General features: G+C 53.4%; 14 protein-coding genes. 1 reads left to right on the top strand and 13 read right to left on the bottom strand.

Going from position 1 to position 17,239, the window contains the following annotated elements; all coding sequences use genetic code 11:
* Positions 1–2 precede the first annotated feature (2 nt).
* The 13 genes from nuoC to ACN0UH_RS11425 form a co-directional block, all read right to left on the bottom strand.
* The gene (gene nuoC / locus ACN0UH_RS11485) at positions 3–1,784 is read right to left on the bottom strand and encodes an NADH-quinone oxidoreductase subunit C/D (protein ID WP_417662166.1); all 1,782 of its coding nucleotides are present in this window, start codon (positions 1,782–1,784) and stop codon (positions 3–5) included.
* Between the two features lie 59 nt (positions 1,785–1,843).
* Positions 1,844–2,521, bottom strand: a complete 678-nt coding sequence (locus ACN0UH_RS11480; protein ID WP_339512036.1) for an NADH-quinone oxidoreductase subunit B — start codon at positions 2,519–2,521, stop codon at positions 1,844–1,846.
* Positions 2,522–2,531: 10 nt separating this feature from the next.
* Positions 2,532–2,945, bottom strand: coding sequence for an NADH-quinone oxidoreductase subunit A (locus tag ACN0UH_RS11475; RefSeq protein WP_417662165.1), 414 nt, complete (start codon positions 2,943–2,945; stop codon positions 2,532–2,534).
* A gap of 302 nt (positions 2,946–3,247) precedes the next feature.
* A complete protein-coding gene (locus tag ACN0UH_RS11470) occupies positions 3,248–4,843 on the bottom strand; it encodes an isocitrate lyase (protein ID WP_417662164.1) in 1,596 nt (531 codons plus the stop codon).
* Positions 4,844–5,339: 496 nt separating this feature from the next.
* A complete protein-coding gene (locus ACN0UH_RS11465; RefSeq protein WP_417662163.1) occupies positions 5,340–6,152 on the bottom strand; it encodes a secretin N-terminal domain-containing protein in 813 nt (270 codons plus the stop codon).
* A complete protein-coding gene (locus ACN0UH_RS11460; protein WP_417662162.1) occupies positions 6,149–6,787 on the bottom strand; it encodes a histone acetyltransferase HPA2 in 639 nt (212 codons plus the stop codon). Before ACN0UH_RS11460 ends, ACN0UH_RS11465 begins: the two co-directional genes overlap by 4 nt.
* Positions 6,788–6,861: 74 nt before the next feature.
* The gene (locus ACN0UH_RS11455) at positions 6,862–7,287 is read right to left on the bottom strand and encodes a GNAT family N-acetyltransferase (protein WP_087516794.1); all 426 of its coding nucleotides are present in this window, start codon (positions 7,285–7,287) and stop codon (positions 6,862–6,864) included.
* Complete coding sequence (locus ACN0UH_RS11450; protein ID WP_417662161.1) at positions 7,280–8,446, bottom strand: JmjC domain-containing protein; 1,167 nt, start codon at positions 8,444–8,446, stop codon at positions 7,280–7,282. The genes ACN0UH_RS11455 and ACN0UH_RS11450 overlap by 8 nt, the downstream gene beginning before the upstream one ends.
* A gap of 77 nt (positions 8,447–8,523) precedes the next feature.
* Positions 8,524–9,894 (bottom strand): adenylosuccinate lyase, encoded by a 1,371-nt coding sequence (gene purB / locus ACN0UH_RS11445; protein WP_417662160.1) that lies wholly within the window; start codon positions 9,892–9,894, stop codon positions 8,524–8,526.
* Between the two features lie 184 nt (positions 9,895–10,078).
* Positions 10,079–10,699, bottom strand: a complete 621-nt coding sequence (gene hflD, locus ACN0UH_RS11440; protein ID WP_417662159.1) for a high frequency lysogenization protein HflD — start codon at positions 10,697–10,699, stop codon at positions 10,079–10,081.
* Positions 10,696–11,829, bottom strand: coding sequence for a tRNA 2-thiouridine(34) synthase MnmA (gene mnmA, locus ACN0UH_RS11435; RefSeq protein WP_417662158.1), 1,134 nt, complete (start codon positions 11,827–11,829; stop codon positions 10,696–10,698). The genes hflD and mnmA overlap by 4 nt, the downstream gene beginning before the upstream one ends.
* A gap of 90 nt (positions 11,830–11,919) precedes the next feature.
* On the bottom strand, positions 11,920–12,360 hold the full coding sequence (locus tag ACN0UH_RS11430; RefSeq protein ID WP_417662157.1) for an NUDIX hydrolase: 441 nt from the start codon (positions 12,358–12,360) through the stop codon (positions 11,920–11,922).
* Between the two features lie 88 nt (positions 12,361–12,448).
* Complete coding sequence (locus ACN0UH_RS11425) at positions 12,449–14,674, bottom strand: NADP-dependent isocitrate dehydrogenase (RefSeq protein ID WP_417662156.1); 2,226 nt, start codon at positions 14,672–14,674, stop codon at positions 12,449–12,451.
* A 1,219-nt stretch (positions 14,675–15,893) separates the two neighbouring features.
* Here ACN0UH_RS11425 and ACN0UH_RS11420 point away from each other — a divergent pair.
* Entirely contained in the window at positions 15,894–17,216 is a 1,323-nt protein-coding gene (locus ACN0UH_RS11420; protein ID WP_417662155.1) for a TolC family outer membrane protein, read from the top strand.
* Positions 17,217–17,239: the final 23 nt, after the last annotated feature.

Below are 17,239 nucleotides of genomic sequence, written 5' to 3'. Positions count from 1 at the left end.
AATCAACGGTCCACGTCAGCCATAACGAAATCGATACTGCCCAGATAGGCAATCAAGTCTGCAACCATGCTGCCGCGAATCACAGGCGGGATCTGCTGCAGGTGCGGGAAACTCGGCGTACGGATACGCGTGCGATAACTCATGGTGCCGCCATCACTGGTCAGGTAATAGCTGTTGATACCCTTGGTTGCCTCAATCATCTGGAATGACTCATTGGCGGGCATGACCGGCCCCCACGACACTTGCAGGAAGTGGGTAATCAAGGTTTCGATATCACGCAGCGTGCGCTCTTTCGGTGGTGGTGTGGTCAGCGGGTGATCAGCCTTGTACGGGCCTTCCGGCATATTGCGCAGGCATTGATCGATGATCCGAATGCTCTGGCGCATTTCTTCTACGCGAACCATGCAGCGATCGTAAGCATCGCCGTTGTTGGCAAGCGGCACTTCAAACTCGAAGTGTTCATAGCCAGAGTAGGGGCGCGCTTTGCGCAGGTCGAAATCCAAGCCGGTCGAGCGCAGGCCAGCACCGGTGACGCCCCATTCCAGGGCTTCCTTGGTGTTGTACTGGGCGACTCCAATGGTTCGACCGCGCAGAATGCTGTTCTGTAATGCGGCTTTCTCGTATTCGTCGAGGCGTTTTGGCAGCCAGTCGACAAATTCCTTGACCAGCTTGTCCCAGCCGCGCGGCAAGTCGTGGGCAACACCGCCGATGCGATACCAGGCCGGGTGCAGGCGGAAACCGGTGATGGCTTCAATAACCTTATAGGCCCGCTGGCGGTCGGTGAAGGTGAAGAACACCGGGGTCATTGCCCCCACGTCTTGAATATAGGTGCCGAGGAACAGCAAATGGCTGGTGATGCGGAAGAACTCAGCCATCATTACGCGGATAAAATCAACCCGATCCGGGACTTTGATCCCCGCAAGCTTTTCCACCGAAAGTACGTAAGGCAGGTTGTTCATCACGCCGCCGAGGTAATCGATACGGTCGGTGTACGGGATGAAACTGTGCCAGCTTTGGCGTTCGGCCATCTTCTCGGCGCCACGATGGTGGTAGCCAATCTCGGGAACACAGTCGACGATTTCTTCACCGTCGAGCTGCAAAATAATACGGAACGCACCGTGGGCGGACGGGTGGTTAGGCCCCAGATTGAGGAACATAAAGTCCTCATGCGAGCCGCCGCGTTGCATGCCCCAGTCTTCAGGGCGAAAACGTGCTGCTTCTTCTTCGTGCTGCTGCTTGGCCAATGTCAGGCTGAATGGATCGAACTCAGTGGCCCGCGCCGGATAGTCTTTGCGCAGAGGGTGGCCTTCCCAAGTGGGCGGCATCATGATGCGTGTCAGGTGCGGATGGCCTGTGAAATGAATGCCGTACAGGTCCCACACTTCACGTTCATACCAGTTGGCGTTCGGCCAGATTCCGGTGATGCTTGGCAGATTAAGATCGCCTTCGGACAGCGCGACCTTGATCATTACGTCGTTGTTACGTTCTATCGACATCAGGTGATAGAACACAGTGAAATCGGCGTCTGGCAAACCGCGACGCTGGGTGCGCAGACGCTCATCGACGCCGTGCAGGTCATACAGCATGACGTATGGACGCGGTACATTACGCAAGTACGTAAGGATATTGGTCAGCTGTTCACGGGCAACCCACAGCACTGGCATGCCGGTGCGGGTGGTTTGTACGGTGAAGGCCTCAGCGCCAAATTTTGCGCTCAGCTCGCCAATGACACTGTGGTCATCTGGCGTATAGGGCGCGATGGACAGAACGCTATTAGCAGTCATGGTCTCAGTCACTAATCAGGGTACGGCATCGGTAAGCAGGCTTCTTGAGTGAGCCTGGCTTATACGTCGTCTGGGCTGCGCAGGTTGGTCACAGCAATTCGCTCGGCGCGGCGCTGTTCTTTTTGCGAAGGCATATCAGCGCGATAAACGCCCTGATCACCGACGACCCAAGATAACGGGCGACGCTCTTGGCCAATTGACTCCTGAAGGAGCATCAGGCCTTGAAGAAAGGCTTCTGGACGAGGTGGGCAGCCAGGGATGTACACGTCGACAGGTAAGAACTTGTCGACGCCCTGAACCACCGAATAGATATCGTACATGCCGCCTGAGTTAGCGCATGAACCCATGGAAATGACCCATTTAGGCTCAAGCATCTGTTCGTACAGGCGTTGAATGACCGGCGCCATCTTGATGAAGCAGGTGCCGGCGATGACCATGAAGTCAGCCTGGCGCGGAGACGCACGGATAACTTCCGCACCAAAACGAGCAACATCGTGCGGTGCCGTGAAGGCCGTGGTCATTTCTACATAGCAGCAGGACAACCCGAAGTTATAAGGCCAAAGGGAGTTCTTGCGACCCCAATTGACTGCGCCACTCAAGACGTCTTCGAGTTTGCCCATGTAGATGTTTTTGTGGACCTGATCGTCCAGCAGTGGATCGCTTACGGTCTCCCGCTCGCCGACCGGATATTGCTCGTTAGGAGCATCCGGATCGATCCGTGTAAGGTTGTATTGCATCGCCAAAGCCTCATTGTTTTAGCTTCGCCTGTCGATCGCGACGGCTTTGCGGTGCCCAATCGAGCGCACCGATTCGCCATAGGTAGACAAGACCTGCCAACAGAATTGCTATAAATATTGCGGCTTCGATAAGTCCCGCCCAACCGCTTTCGCGTACGGAGACTGACCAAGCAAATAGATAGAGGGCTTCAACGTCGAAGATCACGAAGAGCATCGCGACCAAATAAAACTTTGCCGACAGGCGCAGGCGTGCAGTGCCGGTTGGCAGCATGCCTGATTCAAAGGGTTCGTTTTTGCTGCGACCCCAGGCTTTGCTACCGAGCAAGCTGGAGAGGCCAAGCATAAATGCGATGAGGGCAAAGGCACCGAGGATGAATACTGCAAACGCCCAGTTTTGGGAAAGACTAGCGACTGGGTCTGACATGCGACTCGTACCTCGTATACGAAGACTTTAGTTACATTTTTCTTCGGAATGAATGTTGCCACATCGGCCTATTCAATACTAGACGCGTATGACTATTTACGCGAAAGTGTATCCAAAATGTGCAGCGCAGGTTTATTTATACGCGTCATATTAAGTCGAACTGCGTACAGATTCAAATAACCTGACCAATCGATCAGGTTTGTGTGATTTCTACATTCATGTACCAATAAAAAAGCCCGGCAGAGATGCCGGGCTTTAGTGTCCTCACGCATTGGACTGCGAGAGGAGAGAACCGATTCGACTTAGCCGAACTGGTTCATGGTGTTGTCTTTACCGCCTGCTTTCAGAGCTGCTTCGCCAGCGAAGTACTCTTTATGGTTGTCACCGATATCGGAGCCAGCCATGTTCTGGTGCTTAACGCAGGCGATGCCCTGACGCAGTTCTTCACGCTGAACGCCTTTGACGTAGGCCAGCATGCCTTGGTCTGCGAAGTAACCTTTTGCCAGGTTGTCGGTAGACAGCGCAGCAGTATGGTAAGTCGGCAGAGTGATCAGGTGGTGGAAGATACCGGCCTGAGCAGAACCGTCACGCTGGAAGGTGCGGATCTTCTCGTCAGCAACCTGAGCAAGCTCGGTGTTGTCGTACTCGATGCTCATCAGCTTGGCGCGGTCGTATGCCGACACGTCTTTGCCTTGTTCTACGAATGCATCAAATACTTGCTGGCGGAAGTTCAGTGTCCAGTTGAACGATGGGCTGTTGTTGTAAACCAGCTTGGCGTTCGGGATCACGTCACGGATGCGGTTAACCATGGCAGCGATCTGGCCAACGTGTGGCTTCTCGGTTTCGATCCAGAGCATGTCGGCGCCGTTCTGCAGGGACGTGATGCAGTCCAGTACGCAACGGTCTTCGCCTGTGCCCTTACGGAATTGGAACAGGTTGCTCGGCAGACGCTTAGGACGCAGCAACTTGCCGCCACGATTGATTACAACGTCACCGTTGCCCAGATCAGCAGCCGAAACTTCTTCACAATCCAGGAACGAGTTGTACTGGTCGCCCAGATCGCCCGGAGTCTTGGTTACGGCGATTTGTTTGGTCAGGCCAGCACCCAGGGAATCGGTACGGGCAACGATCACGCCATCGTCAACACCCAGTTCAAGGAACGCGTAACGAACTGCGTTGATCTTGGCCAGGAAGTCTTCGTGGGGAACAGTTACTTTGCCGTCTTGGTGGCCGCACTGCTTCTCATCGGAAACCTGGTTTTCGATCTGGATGCAGCAGGCACCTGCTTCAATCATGCGCTTAGCCAGCAGGTAGGTGGCTTCTGGGTTGCCGAAACCAGCGTCGATGTCAGCAATGATTGGCACTACGTGAGTTTCGTAGTTGTCGATCTTGTCCTGGATTTCAGCTGCTTTGGCTTTGTCGCCAGCTTCGCGAGCGTTGTCCAGATCAACAAACAGCAGATCCAGTTCGCGGGCGTCAGCTTGGCGCAGGAAGGTGTACAACTCTTCGATCAGGCCGGAAACTGCAGTTTTTTCGTGCATCGACTGATCAGGCAGTGGGCCGAAGTCGGAACGCAGTGCAGCAACCATCCAGCCTGACAGGTAGAGGTAGCGCTTGTTAGTGGTTTTCAGGTGCTTTTTGATCGAAATCAGCTTCTGCTGACCGATAAAACCATGCCAGCAACCCAGCGACTGCGTGTAGACCGAGCTGTCAGCATCGTACTCAGCCATGTCTTTGCGCATGATGGCGGCAGTGTACTTGGCGATATCAAGACCGGTTTTGAAGCGGTTCTGAGCGCGCATACGAGCGACGGACTCAGGGTTGATAGCGCTCCAGCTGTTGCCGGCGGCTTCTTTAAGGGCCGCAACGGCTTTGATGTCGTTTTGATAAGCTGACATGGTCAATCCTTCAAAGTATGTGTTTGGTTGAGCACCGCTTTCCCACTCAGCAACTGTAGTTAACAGATACTGGTTGCGGGGGCTCACAACAGATAAAGAGAAAGTGACTTAGACGGAGTTGGATCAGGCGGGGATGTCGACCAGTTTTATGACATCAGTATCTGCTCATGAGCGGGTCATTTTTCGCCGTTTGACTCGTGGATGTCTTGGGCGATGCAGTGTCTGTTTCGGTCATGCTGGTTGAAAGCGCTTCCCCGTCCCTCAGGACAACTTCGTTCCAGTCGCAATCTCGTCGATCTGCCTTGTGGGCTTTTACAACACGGGCGACTCGAGCGGTAAGCCTGAGATCAACCCGGAGGCTCTTTCCAGAGCCCCTGATTAGCGGGAGCGAGGCCATAATGCATCGCTGCAAAGCGTTCGTCAAACGTTTTGTAGTGCTTTTTTATCACTACTACATAATTCTCTGGATGACCGGTAAGTCAGTACTGGCCGGGCATTAGTCGACTACATCGACCTTAACCCGCAAGGTCATATCTTCGCGTCCCTGGGTCGAGCGACGCTGTAAAAAGTCGCTGTTGTTGCTTTGGTTTTGCTCATTGACTCCGCCTACCGTAATCCATTGGCCAATGGGGCCGCTGACGCGGGTATCAGTGCTTTGTACGTCGATCACATCAGGGCGATTCTGGCTGACTCGATCGCGGTTGCTGCTCAGGGAAATATGTACTTGGTCGCCAGTCAGGCTGGCTGTCACGTAGAAGCCGCGAGTGACATTGCGGTATTCGGTGTTGTTGTACACCTGGCCGTAAGGGCCGGTGCCAGTCGAGGTCAACGGCACGCTCTGGCCGACCTGAATAAGTGCTGGATAGCCTTCATTGGTTTGCACCTGTTGCACGCCGCCGCCACGACTGTTGGTGCTGCGGTTGATGATCCGCACCTGGTCGCGGCCATTGATCTCGCCACGACCGACTACCACCTCGCCATTGCCCGCGCTGATAGTGCCATTGGTGCTGTAGCCGCGATCAGTTTGCACATTTGAATCGCTGGTATCGACGCTGATCAACAGGCGTCGCGGCTTGGTGTCGAGTTGATCGAGCAGGCTGCGAACTTCAGCGATCTTTTCACTGGAGGCGTTAACGATCAGCTTATTGCCGTACGGAGTGACTTTGCCTTCATTGCCAAGGGTTGACTGTACCACCGGCAATATTTCATCGGCGGTGCGGAAATTCAGGTCGATTACTTGAGTGTCAGCCAGCAGGGTTCGGCTAAGGCAGAGCAGGGCGGCGGCCAACAGCAAAGGACGCGCAGTCATAATAAAAAGCTCCGCAGGTCAGGATCGGTGATGCTGGTTTCCCAGGCTTGATTGAAGTGCGCTTGGCGCAGGCGTACTCGGCCGGCATCCTGATAGCTTGCATAACCGGCAAACTGGTCGGCTTCGGGGCGCAACAGCATGCCGCGGTCGTCAGCCAAGAGGTAGCCAATATCTTCAATTGGGTAGTTAGGGTTTAGCTTGCGAATCAGCAAGTTGCTTGATATACGCCGAGACAGGCTAATCAGCCGGCTGCCGTCTTTGATGGCAAAGCTCAGGTCTTTGACCAAAATCCGCAGCTGATTCTTGGGATTGGCCAGCAGAAACGCGGTGCAGGCTTGTTGCACGCTATTGTGGTGATAAAGCCATGGCTCAAGATCCTGACTGTAGATACACAGGCTGCGTTTGGCCTGTTGCAGCAGTGCAAGTGCGTGGGCGCAGGCCTGCTCTTGATTATTGAAGCGCTCAAGCGGGGTGTGCTCACCGAGTCTGAAGGGCGCAGGCTCGGAGCTTTGACTTGTGCTGGTAACCAACTCTGGGTTGTGCACAGAAAAAAGCCCCGGCGACTCAAATTCGATGTCTGGCAGCTCAAGAGCCTTTTCATCGAGTGGTTCGCGCGGGGCTGTTTCATTGACCATGTTGACCTCGAAAACCTGTTTAGGCGGCGGCTATAAGGCAACCGCTGCTGTTTATGCAGGTTTTGGGTGGCCTATCAGTCGCTGTCGCGCACCATATCTACGTGAGGAATACCGGCTTCGAGGTATTCTTCGCTAATAATATTAAAGCCTAGCCTTTCATAAAACGCGCTGGCGTGCACCTGGGCGCTGAGCATTTGTCGGCGTAGTCCACGTTTTTCGGCCTCAGCAATGGCTGCTTCCATCAATGCGTCGCCAACCTTTAGTCCGCGCCAGTCTTTGAGGACTGAGACGCGGCCAATGTGGCCGTCATCCAGCAGGCGCGCGGTGCCGATTGGGTAATCACCTTCGCAGGCCAGAAAATGAGCGGCTTCGGCATCCTCCGAGTCCCACTCAAGTTCCGGCACGACGGACTGTTCGGCAATAAACACCGCTTCGCGGATTCGCCGAATATCAGCGTTATCCCTCTGCCAGTCGGCTAGCCGAACAGTGATTTTATTCATCTGCAAACTCCAGGCTGCCTTGCTTGATCAACTCCAGAACCAAGAGGCGACCTTCGTCATCCGCCAGCCATTGGCCGAGGTTTTCGATGTGCAGGGCATCCGCCGAGCAGATCAGTTTGAGCATTTCGCGTAAGCTGGCAGGTAGCATGCGGCTATGACCGCTGGCAAACAGGACCAAGCCATCGCCGACTTCAGACCAGGCCATGCGCGCGCTTGGGTTGCGCACAATAATGGCGCCAGCTTCTATCTGATCGAGAAACTGTTCTTCGTCGATTTCGATGCCGCTGACCAGTTCCGGGTAGCGTGGCTCAGTCATGAACTGACCAAACCAGGTCATCAGCAGACGTTCGTCGCCCATGTGCTGGTTGAGAAGCGCCTTGAGGCGGTCTAGCGAATCGTGTTGAATTTGATGCGGGTCGCTGGTCGGCTGCGCATCAGCATCGCTGTAGCGCTCTTCATCCGGCAGGAACTGACTCAAAAAATCAGTAAAGTGGGTCAGTACTTCAGCGGCGCTAGGCGCGCGGAAGCCTACGGAATACGTCATACAATCATCCTCAGCGGTACCACAGTGGGCCAGAAGTGGCGGCAGATACAGCATGTCGCCCGGTTCGAGAACCCATTCTTCAGTGTGTGCAAATTCAGCAAGGATCTTTAGATCCGAGTGTTCGAGTAGCGGGCTGCTGGAGTCGCACATCTGGCCAACTTGCCAGCGGCGCTTGCCATAACCCTGAAGCAAAAATACGTCGTAGTTATCAAAGTGCGGGCCAACGCCACCGCCCGGTGCAGCAAAGCTGACCATGACGTCGTCGATCCGCCATTTCGGCAGAAACTTGAAGGCTTCCATCAGATCAGCGACATCCGGAACGAACTGATCAACTGCTTGAACCAACAAGGTCCAGTCCTTTTCCGGCAATTGGCTGAAGGCATCTTCTGCAAACGGGCCGCGGCGTAGCTCCCATGGACGCTCGCCGTGCTCGATCACCAGGCGCGACTCGACTTCTTCTTCGAGGGCCAAGCCAGCCAGTTCATCCGGCGAGATCGGGCTTTCAAAGTCAGGTATTGCCTGGCGTACGAGTAACGGCTTCTTCTGCCAGTAATCGCGGAGAAACTCACGAGGGGTTAAGCCGCCCAGCAGCTGCAGTGGATTATCAGGATTCATCGCTAAGCCTTTGAAATTAATATTTAGCCTTAAATAAAAACGCCCGGCACTGCCGGGCGTTTAAACGGCTGAGTTGCTTAGATGCGCTTAGCCTGCGCGACCGCGTTACCAATGTAGTTGGCCGGGGTGAGCTGCTTCAGCTCAGCCTTGGCTTCGGTTGGCATGTCGAGCCCGTCGATGAAGTCCATCAGGGCTGCGGGCGTGATGCCTTTGCCGCGCGTCAACTCTTTGAGCTTCTCGTACGGGTTTTCAATGGCGTAGCGGCGCATAACAGTCTGAATAGGCTCAGCCAAGACTTCCCAACAGGCATCTAGATCTGCAGCAATTCGTTGAGCATTCAGCTCTAACTTGCTGATTCCTTTGAGGCTTGCTTCATAAGCGATAACGCTATGAGCAAAGCCAACACCGAGATTGCGCAACACGGTTGAGTCGGTCAGGTCACGCTGCCATCGCGAAACTGGCAATTTGCTCGCCAAGTGTTGAAGCAGGGCGTTGGCGATGCCAAGGTTGCCTTCGGAGTTTTCGAAGTCGATTGGGTTGACCTTGTGCGGCATGGTCGAGGAGCCAATTTCGCCAGCGATAGTTTTCTGCTTGAAGTAGCCGAGCGAAATGTAGCCCCAGATGTCACGGTCAAAGTCGATCAGAATGGTGTTGAAGCGAGCGGTCGCGTCAAACAGTTCTGCAATGTAGTCATGCGGCTCGATCTGCGTGGTGTACGGGTTCCACTGCAGGCCTAGATCGCCTTCAATAAACTCGCGGGCGTTAGCTTCCCAGTCGATATCGGCGTAGGCCGACAGGTGAGCATTGTAGTTGCCCACGGCGCCGTTGATCTTACCCAGCAGCGGTACGGCCGCGATTTGGCTGATCTGGCGTTCAAGGCGGTAAACCACGTTGGCCAGTTCTTTGCCTAACGTGGTTGGCGATGCCGGTTGGCCGTGAGTGCGCGACAGCATTGGTACGTCGGCAAAGCTGATCGCCAGCTCGCGGATGGCACCGGCTACCTGGCGCATCAGTGGCAGCAATACGGTGTCGCGACCTTCGCGCAGCATCAGAGCGTGCGAAAGGTTGTTGATGTCTTCAGAGGTGCATGCAAAGTGGATGAACTCACTGACCTTGTCCAGCTCAGGCAGCTTTGCAGCTTGCTCTTTGAGCAGGTACTCGACGGCTTTGACGTCGTGGTTGGTGGTGCGTTCGATCTCTTTAACCCGTTGAGCGTGCTCTTCAGCAAAGTTCTCAGCCAGTTCATTGAGAATGGCTTGGGCTTGTGCTGAAAACGGCGCTACTTCAGGCACGCCAGGGTGCGCAGCGAGGCGCTGGAGCCAGCGTACTTCAACCATTACACGAAAACGGATCAGGCCGTATTCACTGAAAATAGGGCGCAGAGCGCTGGTTTTACCGGCGTAGCGGCCATCAACGGGGGAAACCGCGGTGAGCGAGGAAAGCTGCATAAGAAGGCGTTCTCGGACAGTCGGGCATTGAAAAGGGCGCATATCATACATGAAAACAAGCGAATTTCCGCATTCGACGTTGGCCGTTCAGCGGTGAGTGTCTTCGTAATGCATGCACATGATTGCAGCTGATTGCTGCGAAATTATTGAATCGTTTTTAAATCAACAGGCTGCAGCGTTTATCTCATCCGCGCAGCATGGCATATAACTCGGTGAGTAATTTTTTGCGACCAAACACCAATTGCCAGCGATGACCGCCAAGCTGACGCCAAAGCCGCGCTGCGCGAATGCCCGTCAGTAGCAGGGCGCGGATTTTTGCGGCGTTGTCGCTTTGCTGCAAATGGCGCATGTCGCCTTGCACTTGAATGCGCTGGCGGAAGGTGCTGATTGTGTCCTGATAGAGCGAGCCGCAGTTGGCCATGACATTTTCGTGGGTCACACCGAAGTGCTCAACTTGCTGCTGAATCTGGTCGAGACGACTGCCCATGATCTGCAGCAGGTCCTCTCGTTTGGAAAACTGCCGCTCAAGATTGAGCAGGGCCAGCGCGTAACGCAACGGTTCACGCTGCAGGCTGGCAGGATCGCGCTCCAGAGAGCTGATCAATGCCCGATAGCCGTCGCGCAGGTTGAGATCATCGCCGCCGTACACATCAAGCGTCTTATCTGGATTGCGCACCAGCAGGCTACCGATCAGGCAGGCTGTAACCGCTTCGCTGCACTGGCCGGTGCGGGCGAGTTTGTCGACCTGCACCGCTGCTTCAAACACTGCGCCGAGGGCGACAAGTTGCTCTTGAGTCTGGTTCATCGACGCATATCCTTGCTGCTCCAGGGTTCTGCGATTTCAATGACGCCACCACCAAGGCAGATTTCACCGTCATAAAACACCACAGATTGGCCTGGGGTGACTGCGCGTTGCGGCATGGCGAAGGTCGCTCGATAGCCGTTGGTGGTTTTTTCCAGTGTGCAGTGCTGGTCGCCTTGGCGGTAGCGAACCTTGGCAGTTAACTTCCGTGGCTCACTCAGGTTGATCGGATTCACCCAGTAAATATCCGAGGCGAGCAGGGAGCTGGAGAATAACCATGGGTGATCATTACCCTGGCCAACCATCAGTACATTGCGTTCCAGGTCTTTTTGCAGCACGTACCAAGGTTCTTCACTGGCGTCTTTCAAGCCGCCAATGCCTAAACCTTGGCGCTGACCAATGGTGTGGTACATAAGGCCGTGATGACGCCCGATGACTTCGCCCTCGGTGGTTTCGATATCGCCAGGCTGGGCAGGCAAGTATTGCTTGAGGAAATCGCTAAAGCGCCGTTCACCAATAAAGCAGATGCCGGTTGAGTCTTTCTTCTTGGCCGTCGCCAACTGATATTTCTCAGCTATTTCACGGACCTGTGGTTTTTCAAGCTCGCCAACTGGGAATAGGGTCTTGGCGATCTGCTCGCCGCCGACAGCGTGCAGGAAGTAGCTTTGATCTTTGTTCGGGTCGAGGCCTTTGAGCAGTTCAGTGCGGCCATCAGTATCGCGACGGCGCACATAGTGGCCGGTGGCAATAAGATCGGCACCCAGCATCAGAGCGTAATCGAGAAAGGCTTTGAACTTGATCTCGCGATTACACAGGATATCCGGGTTAGGCGTGCGGCCCGCCTTGTATTCAGCTAGAAAATGCTCGAATACATTGTCCCAGTATTCAGCGGCAAAGTTAGCGGTGTGCAGCTTGATACCGATTTTGTCGCAAACGGCTTGCGCGTCGGCCAGATCGTCCATGGCCGTGCAATATTCAGTGCCATCGTCTTCGTCCCAGTTCTTCATGAACAGACCTTCGACCTGATAGCCCTGTTCGAGCAGGAGCAGAGCGGACACAGACGAGTCAACGCCGCCGGACATACCGACGATTACGCGGGTTGTGGCAGGGTTGTAAGCTTGGGTCGTTTGCATGGCGATATCTGGCATGAGGAAGTGCGCTGAAGCTCAAAAGGACGCGATTCTAGCAGGATGCGACGCTGGCGGCGACGGTTGAGGTTTCGGTTAGTCGCGCAGCAGGGTCAGGGAAAATCGCTCGCCAGCGATGTAATCGTCAATGCAGCGCAGGACTAATTCGCTGCGCCAGCGCTCGGGCTGTGCAGCCAGTTCGTCGCGAGTCAGCCACTGTGGGCCAATGATTCCGTCATCCAGCGGTAGTTCGGGGTGATGGGTGATGGGTTTTGCGGCAAAGCACACGCGTTGATAGGTCACGCCATTGCTCGGCGCGGTGTACAGGTAAATTCCGGTTACGGCCGTCAGCTCGACTTCCCAGCCTGTTTCCTCAAGCGTTTCGCGCAGCGCTGCCTGGTTAAGGGTTTCGTTGGCTTCAAGATGACCAGCGGGCTGATTAAATACCTGGCGGCCTTCGGCGTGTTCTTCGACCAGCAGGAAGCGGCCGTTGTCTTCGACAACTGTGGCGACAGTGATATGCGGTTGCCAGCTCATGTTCAATACCTTGTTGGTTATCTGCCTTAAAACACAACCCCCGGCACGTGGCCGGGGGTTGTGGAATTGCGTGTAACTCGCAGCAGGCTTAGATCAAAGGATCAATCGCTGCATTGAGTGTTGCGCTCGGACGCATGACCTTGCTGGTCAGTTCCGGGTTGGAGCGGTAGTAGCCTGCGATATCAACCGGCTTGCCTTGCACCTCATTGAGTTCAGCAACGATGGCTGCCTCTTGCTCAGTCAGGGTTTTGGCTAATGGTGCGAAATGGGCGGCCAGCTCAGTGTTTTCAGTCTGTGCCGCTAGAGCTTGTGCCCAGTACAGCGCCAGATAGAAGTGGCTGCCACGGTTGTCCAGCTCGCCAGTGCGACGCGAAGGCGATTTGCCGTTGTCGAGCAATTTACCGGTTGCAATATCCAGCGTGGTGCCAAGAATCTTGGCTTTCTGATTATTGCTCTTGATCCCGGTTTCTTCCAGAGAAACGGCTAGCGCAAGGAACTCGCCCAGCGAATCCCAGCGCAGGTGGTTTTCTTCAACCAGCTGCTGTACGTGCTTGGGTGCAGAACCGCCAGCACCCGTTTCGTACATGCCGCCGCCAGCCATCAGAGGGACGATGGAAAGCATTTTCGCCGAAGTGCCCAGTTCCATAATCGGGAACAAGTCGGTCAGGTAGTCACGCAGTACGTTGCCGGTTACCGAGATGGTGTCGAGGCCACGAATCATGCGTTCCATGCTGACGCGGATCGCCTGGTTGTAATCAAGAATCAGCAATTCCAGGCCGCTGGTATCGTGATCTTTGAGGTAAGCATTTACTTTCAGCTTGAGCTGCTCATCGTGCGCACGCTCTGGGTCGAGCCAGAAAATAGCTGGAGTATTTGAAGCGCGTGCACGGGTAACCGCCAGTTTGACCCAGTCACGGATCGGCGCATCTTTGGTCTGGCAGGCGCGCCAGATGTCACCGGCTTCAACTTCGTGCTGAATTTTGACAGTGCCATCGGCCAGCACGACACGCATGATGCCGTCGGCTTCCATTTCGAAAGTCTTGTCGTGGGAACCGTATTCTTCAGCTTTCTGCGCCATCAGGCCAACGTTTGGCACCGAACCCATGGTCGTTGGGTCGAACGCGCCGTTGGTTTTGCAGAAATTGATCATTTCCTGATAGATGCGCGCATAGGTGCTCTCAGGCATAACGGCTTTGGTGTCTTTTAGCTTGCCGTCCTTGCCCCACATCTGACCCGAGCTGCGGATCATCGCTGGCATCGAGGCGTCGACGATAACGTCGCTTGGGATGTGCAGGTTGGTGATGCCTTTAACCGAGTCAACCATGGCCATTTCTGGGCGGTCGCTGTAGCACTCGTGCAGGTCGTGGAGAATTTCTTCCTGCAGCGAAGCTGGCAGTGATTTGATTTTCTCGTAGACGCTGTTCAGGCCGTTGTTCGGGTTAACGCCCAGCTCGTCAAATAGTTTGGCGTGCTTTTCGAAAGCTTGCTTGTAGTAAACGCTAACGGCGTGGCCGAAGACGATCGGGTGGGAAATCTTCATCATGGTGGCCTTGACGTGCAGGGACCACATAACGCCGGTTTCTTTACAGTCTTGCAGGGTTTGCTCGAAGAAATCGCGCAGCTTGCGTGCGCTCATGCGCATGCCGTCGAGGATTTCACCCTCTTGCAGGCTGACAACTTTTTTCAGTTCGACTTTGCCATCCTTGCCCACGAACTCGATGCGTACATCGCCAGCTTTATCCTGGGTGAAGGACTGTTCGCTGGAGAAGAAGTCGCCGTCGCGCATGTAGTCAGCGTGAGACTGTGAAGCCATGCTCCACTTGCCCATCGAATGGGGGTGCTTGCGAGCGTAGGCCTTAACGGCTGCCGGAGCGCGGCGGTCTGAGTTGCCTTCACGCAAAACAGGGTTTACTGCACTGCCGAGAACCTTGCTGTAACGGGCTAAGGCGTCTTTGTCTTGCTCGGTTTGAGCATCTTCCGGGTAGTCAGGAACTTTGTAGCCCTGAGCTTGCAGCTCGGCGATAGCACCTTTGAGCTGCGGCACCGAAGCGCTGATGTTTGGCAGCTTGATGATATTGGCTTCTGGCGCAGTGGCCAGTACAGCGAGTTTGGCTAAGTCGTCTTCAATTTGTTGATCGGCGCCGAGCTGATCAGCAAAGGCAGCAAGAATACGGCCAGCAAGAGAGATATCACGGGTTTCGACATCAATGTCAGCAGAAGCGGCAAAGGCTTTGACGATAGGAAGTAGCGAATAGGTAGCGAGAGCTGGAGCTTCGTCGGTGAAGGTATAGATGATCTTCGAGCGGTTTGACATCAAGAAAACTCTCTTCTTTGCTAGGCGCGGACATGATCTCGAGATGCACCGTGTAGGCACTTCCACTCAACGGCTTGTCATGAGTCGGAATTCGAGTTGTTACCACGCAAGGTTGGTTGTACCAGTAGAGTGTTATTCGCCAGCGCTAGGATGATAGTGACTGACGTTTCGAGAGGCGGGCGTCCTGTTACGGACATGGGCACTCTTCTATGACTGTAAGGTCACGGCTGAGCATTATAGCACCGTGCAACGCAAACTAAGAACTTCAAACTGTAGACCAAGGTCTGAGTGCGGGCGGTAGGCGCACAGTCCAGTAGGATTATCACGTTTGACACAGTTCGAGGAGCTTGGTGTGCACCTATGCTTGTTTTGGTAGCAGGCCTTGAGTGGATTCACTGCCAATGTTGGGGCTGCGATGGCCAGTGTTGTCGTTGCAGATGGTTCCGCTATCTAATTTGTGTCATTAGTGCGTCAGCATTGGGTGCGGGTCGGTGGGGCGGACGGAAGCAGCTAAGAAACCTCTGAAAAACTACTGCGCTAGGTATTACTGCGTTAAAAAGCTGCTCAAAATGCTCATTTAGGACAGCTAAACTGCGCTTTTTCGCATCTTTTCGTCTTGTACTCCCGTCGCTCGCTACCTTTTTCAGAGGTTCCCTAAGAAACCTCTGAATATCTGACCATTTGCGTGGCCCATAAGCAAGACAATCAAATACCCATCAAAACGTTACAGATATCGGTGTTTTTTGATGATGCAGCCAGCCTTAGTTTGACGCGCTGTTTATTTAATGTTAGTGCCGGCTTGTTAGCTTGCGCAAAACATTCAAGCATAAAATAAACCATAAGTGAAAACTTGCCTCTCAGATGCTAGTGCCTATCTATAGGTTTGTATAAATCTATTTAAAGGCATATGTGCGGGCCCTAGGAGTTTTCGCTGTGTATGCAGGATATTTCCTACATACCGATTTGCGTCTACATGTCTATCTTGAATGTGACTGGTTAGTCATTAAGTTCTGGCTGGCTTGCACTAATGTCGCGATATTTTATCCCTATGGCATGTTGAGTTTTGTTACCTGCGCGAGGGTAAATAGAGCTTGTTTGTATCTGGTTGTTTTTTTATGCGCTACCCAAGAGTGATACGGATATGCGTTAAGAATTGGATTTTCAGCTCATGTGTAAGTGTAAGGAAGTGACGATGTATTACTGTTGTTTGAGCCGTTTTATGTTTGCTATTTTGGCTGGCGTGTGTGGAGTCTCTTCGTTATCAGCTGTTGCCGCTGAATCAGCTTCATACGGTGCCCCTGTGTTTACTGACATTAAATTAATGACATTGCGTGATAGTGTCATACACGCATTCAGTCATGACCCATCGATTGCCCAGATGATCTCGCAGGTTGGTATCGGTCAGGCGTTGATTGATGAGGCAGAGAGTGCTTGGCAACCGCAGATAGGATTGCAGTCTGGATTCGGTGGGGCGAATGGCCGGTTACCTAATGAAGATGAAAATTATACGGATAAAACCTACGGGGTTACATTGACTCAGTTGGTCTATGACTTCGGAAAAACGCAGAATAATATTCTGCAGCAGAGAAATATTAAGCAAAGCTACATCTACGCGTTACAGCAAACAATGAGCGATGTTGCCAAGAAAACTGCAAAAACCTATTTGCTGATCAAGCGTTATGGTGCATTGAAACGTGCTGCTGAAGAAGGTGTCAGATCGCTTCGCACTGTTGAGCGTATCGCCAAGGTTCGCGCCCAAAGCGGGCTCAGCTCAAGCTCGGATTACCTGCAGGCGCAATCTCGTATTGCCAGTATGCAATCACAGGTTGAACAGTTTTACACTCAACGTGAAACGGCTGTTGCGCAACTTGAGGTGCTGACGGGCGTTCGGTCAAAAAATTATTCAGATCCGCCGCTGGCACTTAATGAGCAAAGCATGCATGTGGCAACAATTGATTATTCAGCTATAGCTGCGGTTAAAAAAGCCATGGCTGAGTCTGAGGCGGCATCTAAGGTTATTGAGAAAAACAAAGCAGGGTATTTACCTACCATTAAGCTTCAAGCGGGTCGCACTCGCTATGAAAATAAAAATGATCCTTATTGGGATAACCAAGTTTATTTGAATTTGGATGTTCCTCTGTATACCGGTGGAGCGGTGTCTGCACGTGTTGCACAAGCAGTTGGCGCCAAGGAATCGGCTGAACAAAGCATCAATAAAGTTAAATTTGATGTGATGACCAATGCTTCAACGGCGCTTTCAAATTATGAAGGCTCACGAAGTAATCATATAGTCAGTACTCGTCAGGTAAATATTGCCAAGCAGGCACGTAGCGTTTATTTGGATGAATACAAGCTAAGCCGTCGAAGTGTTAATGATCTAATAACCGTTGAGCAAGATTTGTATCAATCTCACCTGGCATTGCTGAATGCTGAGTTTGATGGCTGGGATGCCGCTGTGGAATATGCGTCAACCATTGACGGTCTTGTTGATGTGTTGGATATACACGCAGTTGAAGAAACGGAAAGTCTTCCAAATATTTAACTCTAGATATTTAGATGTTGTGA

The organism is Pseudomonas sp. (assembly GCF_048265905.1).
Classification (GTDB): domain Bacteria; phylum Pseudomonadota; class Gammaproteobacteria; order Pseudomonadales; family Pseudomonadaceae; genus Aquipseudomonas.
Note: the sequence above shows the minus strand (reverse complement) of the source record. Positions and strands in the feature narration are given on the sequence as shown.

Coding starts and splice junctions, on each gene's coding strand:
- purB (WP_417662160.1), bottom strand. CDS start 9,894: ATGCAGCTTTCCTCGCTCACCGCGGTTTCCCCCGTTGATGGCCGCTAC.
- mnmA (WP_417662158.1), bottom strand. CDS start 11,829: ATGCAAACGACCCAAGCTTACAACCCTGCCACAACCCGCGTAATCGTC.
- ACN0UH_RS11465 (WP_417662163.1), bottom strand. CDS start 6,152: ATGACTGCGCGTCCTTTGCTGTTGGCCGCCGCCCTGCTCTGCCTTAGC.
- hflD (WP_417662159.1), bottom strand. CDS start 10,699: ATGAACCAGACTCAAGAGCAACTTGTCGCCCTCGGCGCAGTGTTTGAA.
- ACN0UH_RS11455 (WP_087516794.1), bottom strand. CDS start 7,287: ATGAATAAAATCACTGTTCGGCTAGCCGACTGGCAGAGGGATAACGCT.
- ACN0UH_RS11460 (WP_417662162.1), bottom strand. CDS start 6,787: ATGGTCAATGAAACAGCCCCGCGCGAACCACTCGATGAAAAGGCTCTT.
- ACN0UH_RS11450 (WP_417662161.1), bottom strand. CDS start 8,446: ATGAATCCTGATAATCCACTGCAGCTGCTGGGCGGCTTAACCCCTCGT.
- ACN0UH_RS11430 (WP_417662157.1), bottom strand. CDS start 12,360: ATGAGCTGGCAACCGCATATCACTGTCGCCACAGTTGTCGAAGACAAC.
- ACN0UH_RS11470 (WP_417662164.1), bottom strand. CDS start 4,843: ATGTCAGCTTATCAAAACGACATCAAAGCCGTTGCGGCCCTTAAAGAA.
- ACN0UH_RS11420 (WP_417662155.1), top strand. CDS start 15,894: ATGTTTGCTATTTTGGCTGGCGTGTGTGGAGTCTCTTCGTTATCAGCT.
- ACN0UH_RS11480 (WP_339512036.1), bottom strand. CDS start 2,521: ATGCAATACAACCTTACACGGATCGATCCGGATGCTCCTAACGAGCAA.
- ACN0UH_RS11425 (WP_417662156.1), bottom strand. CDS start 14,674: ATGTCAAACCGCTCGAAGATCATCTATACCTTCACCGACGAAGCTCCA.
- ACN0UH_RS11475 (WP_417662165.1), bottom strand. CDS start 2,945: ATGTCAGACCCAGTCGCTAGTCTTTCCCAAAACTGGGCGTTTGCAGTA.
- nuoC (WP_417662166.1), bottom strand. CDS start 1,784: ATGACTGCTAATAGCGTTCTGTCCATCGCGCCCTATACGCCAGATGAC.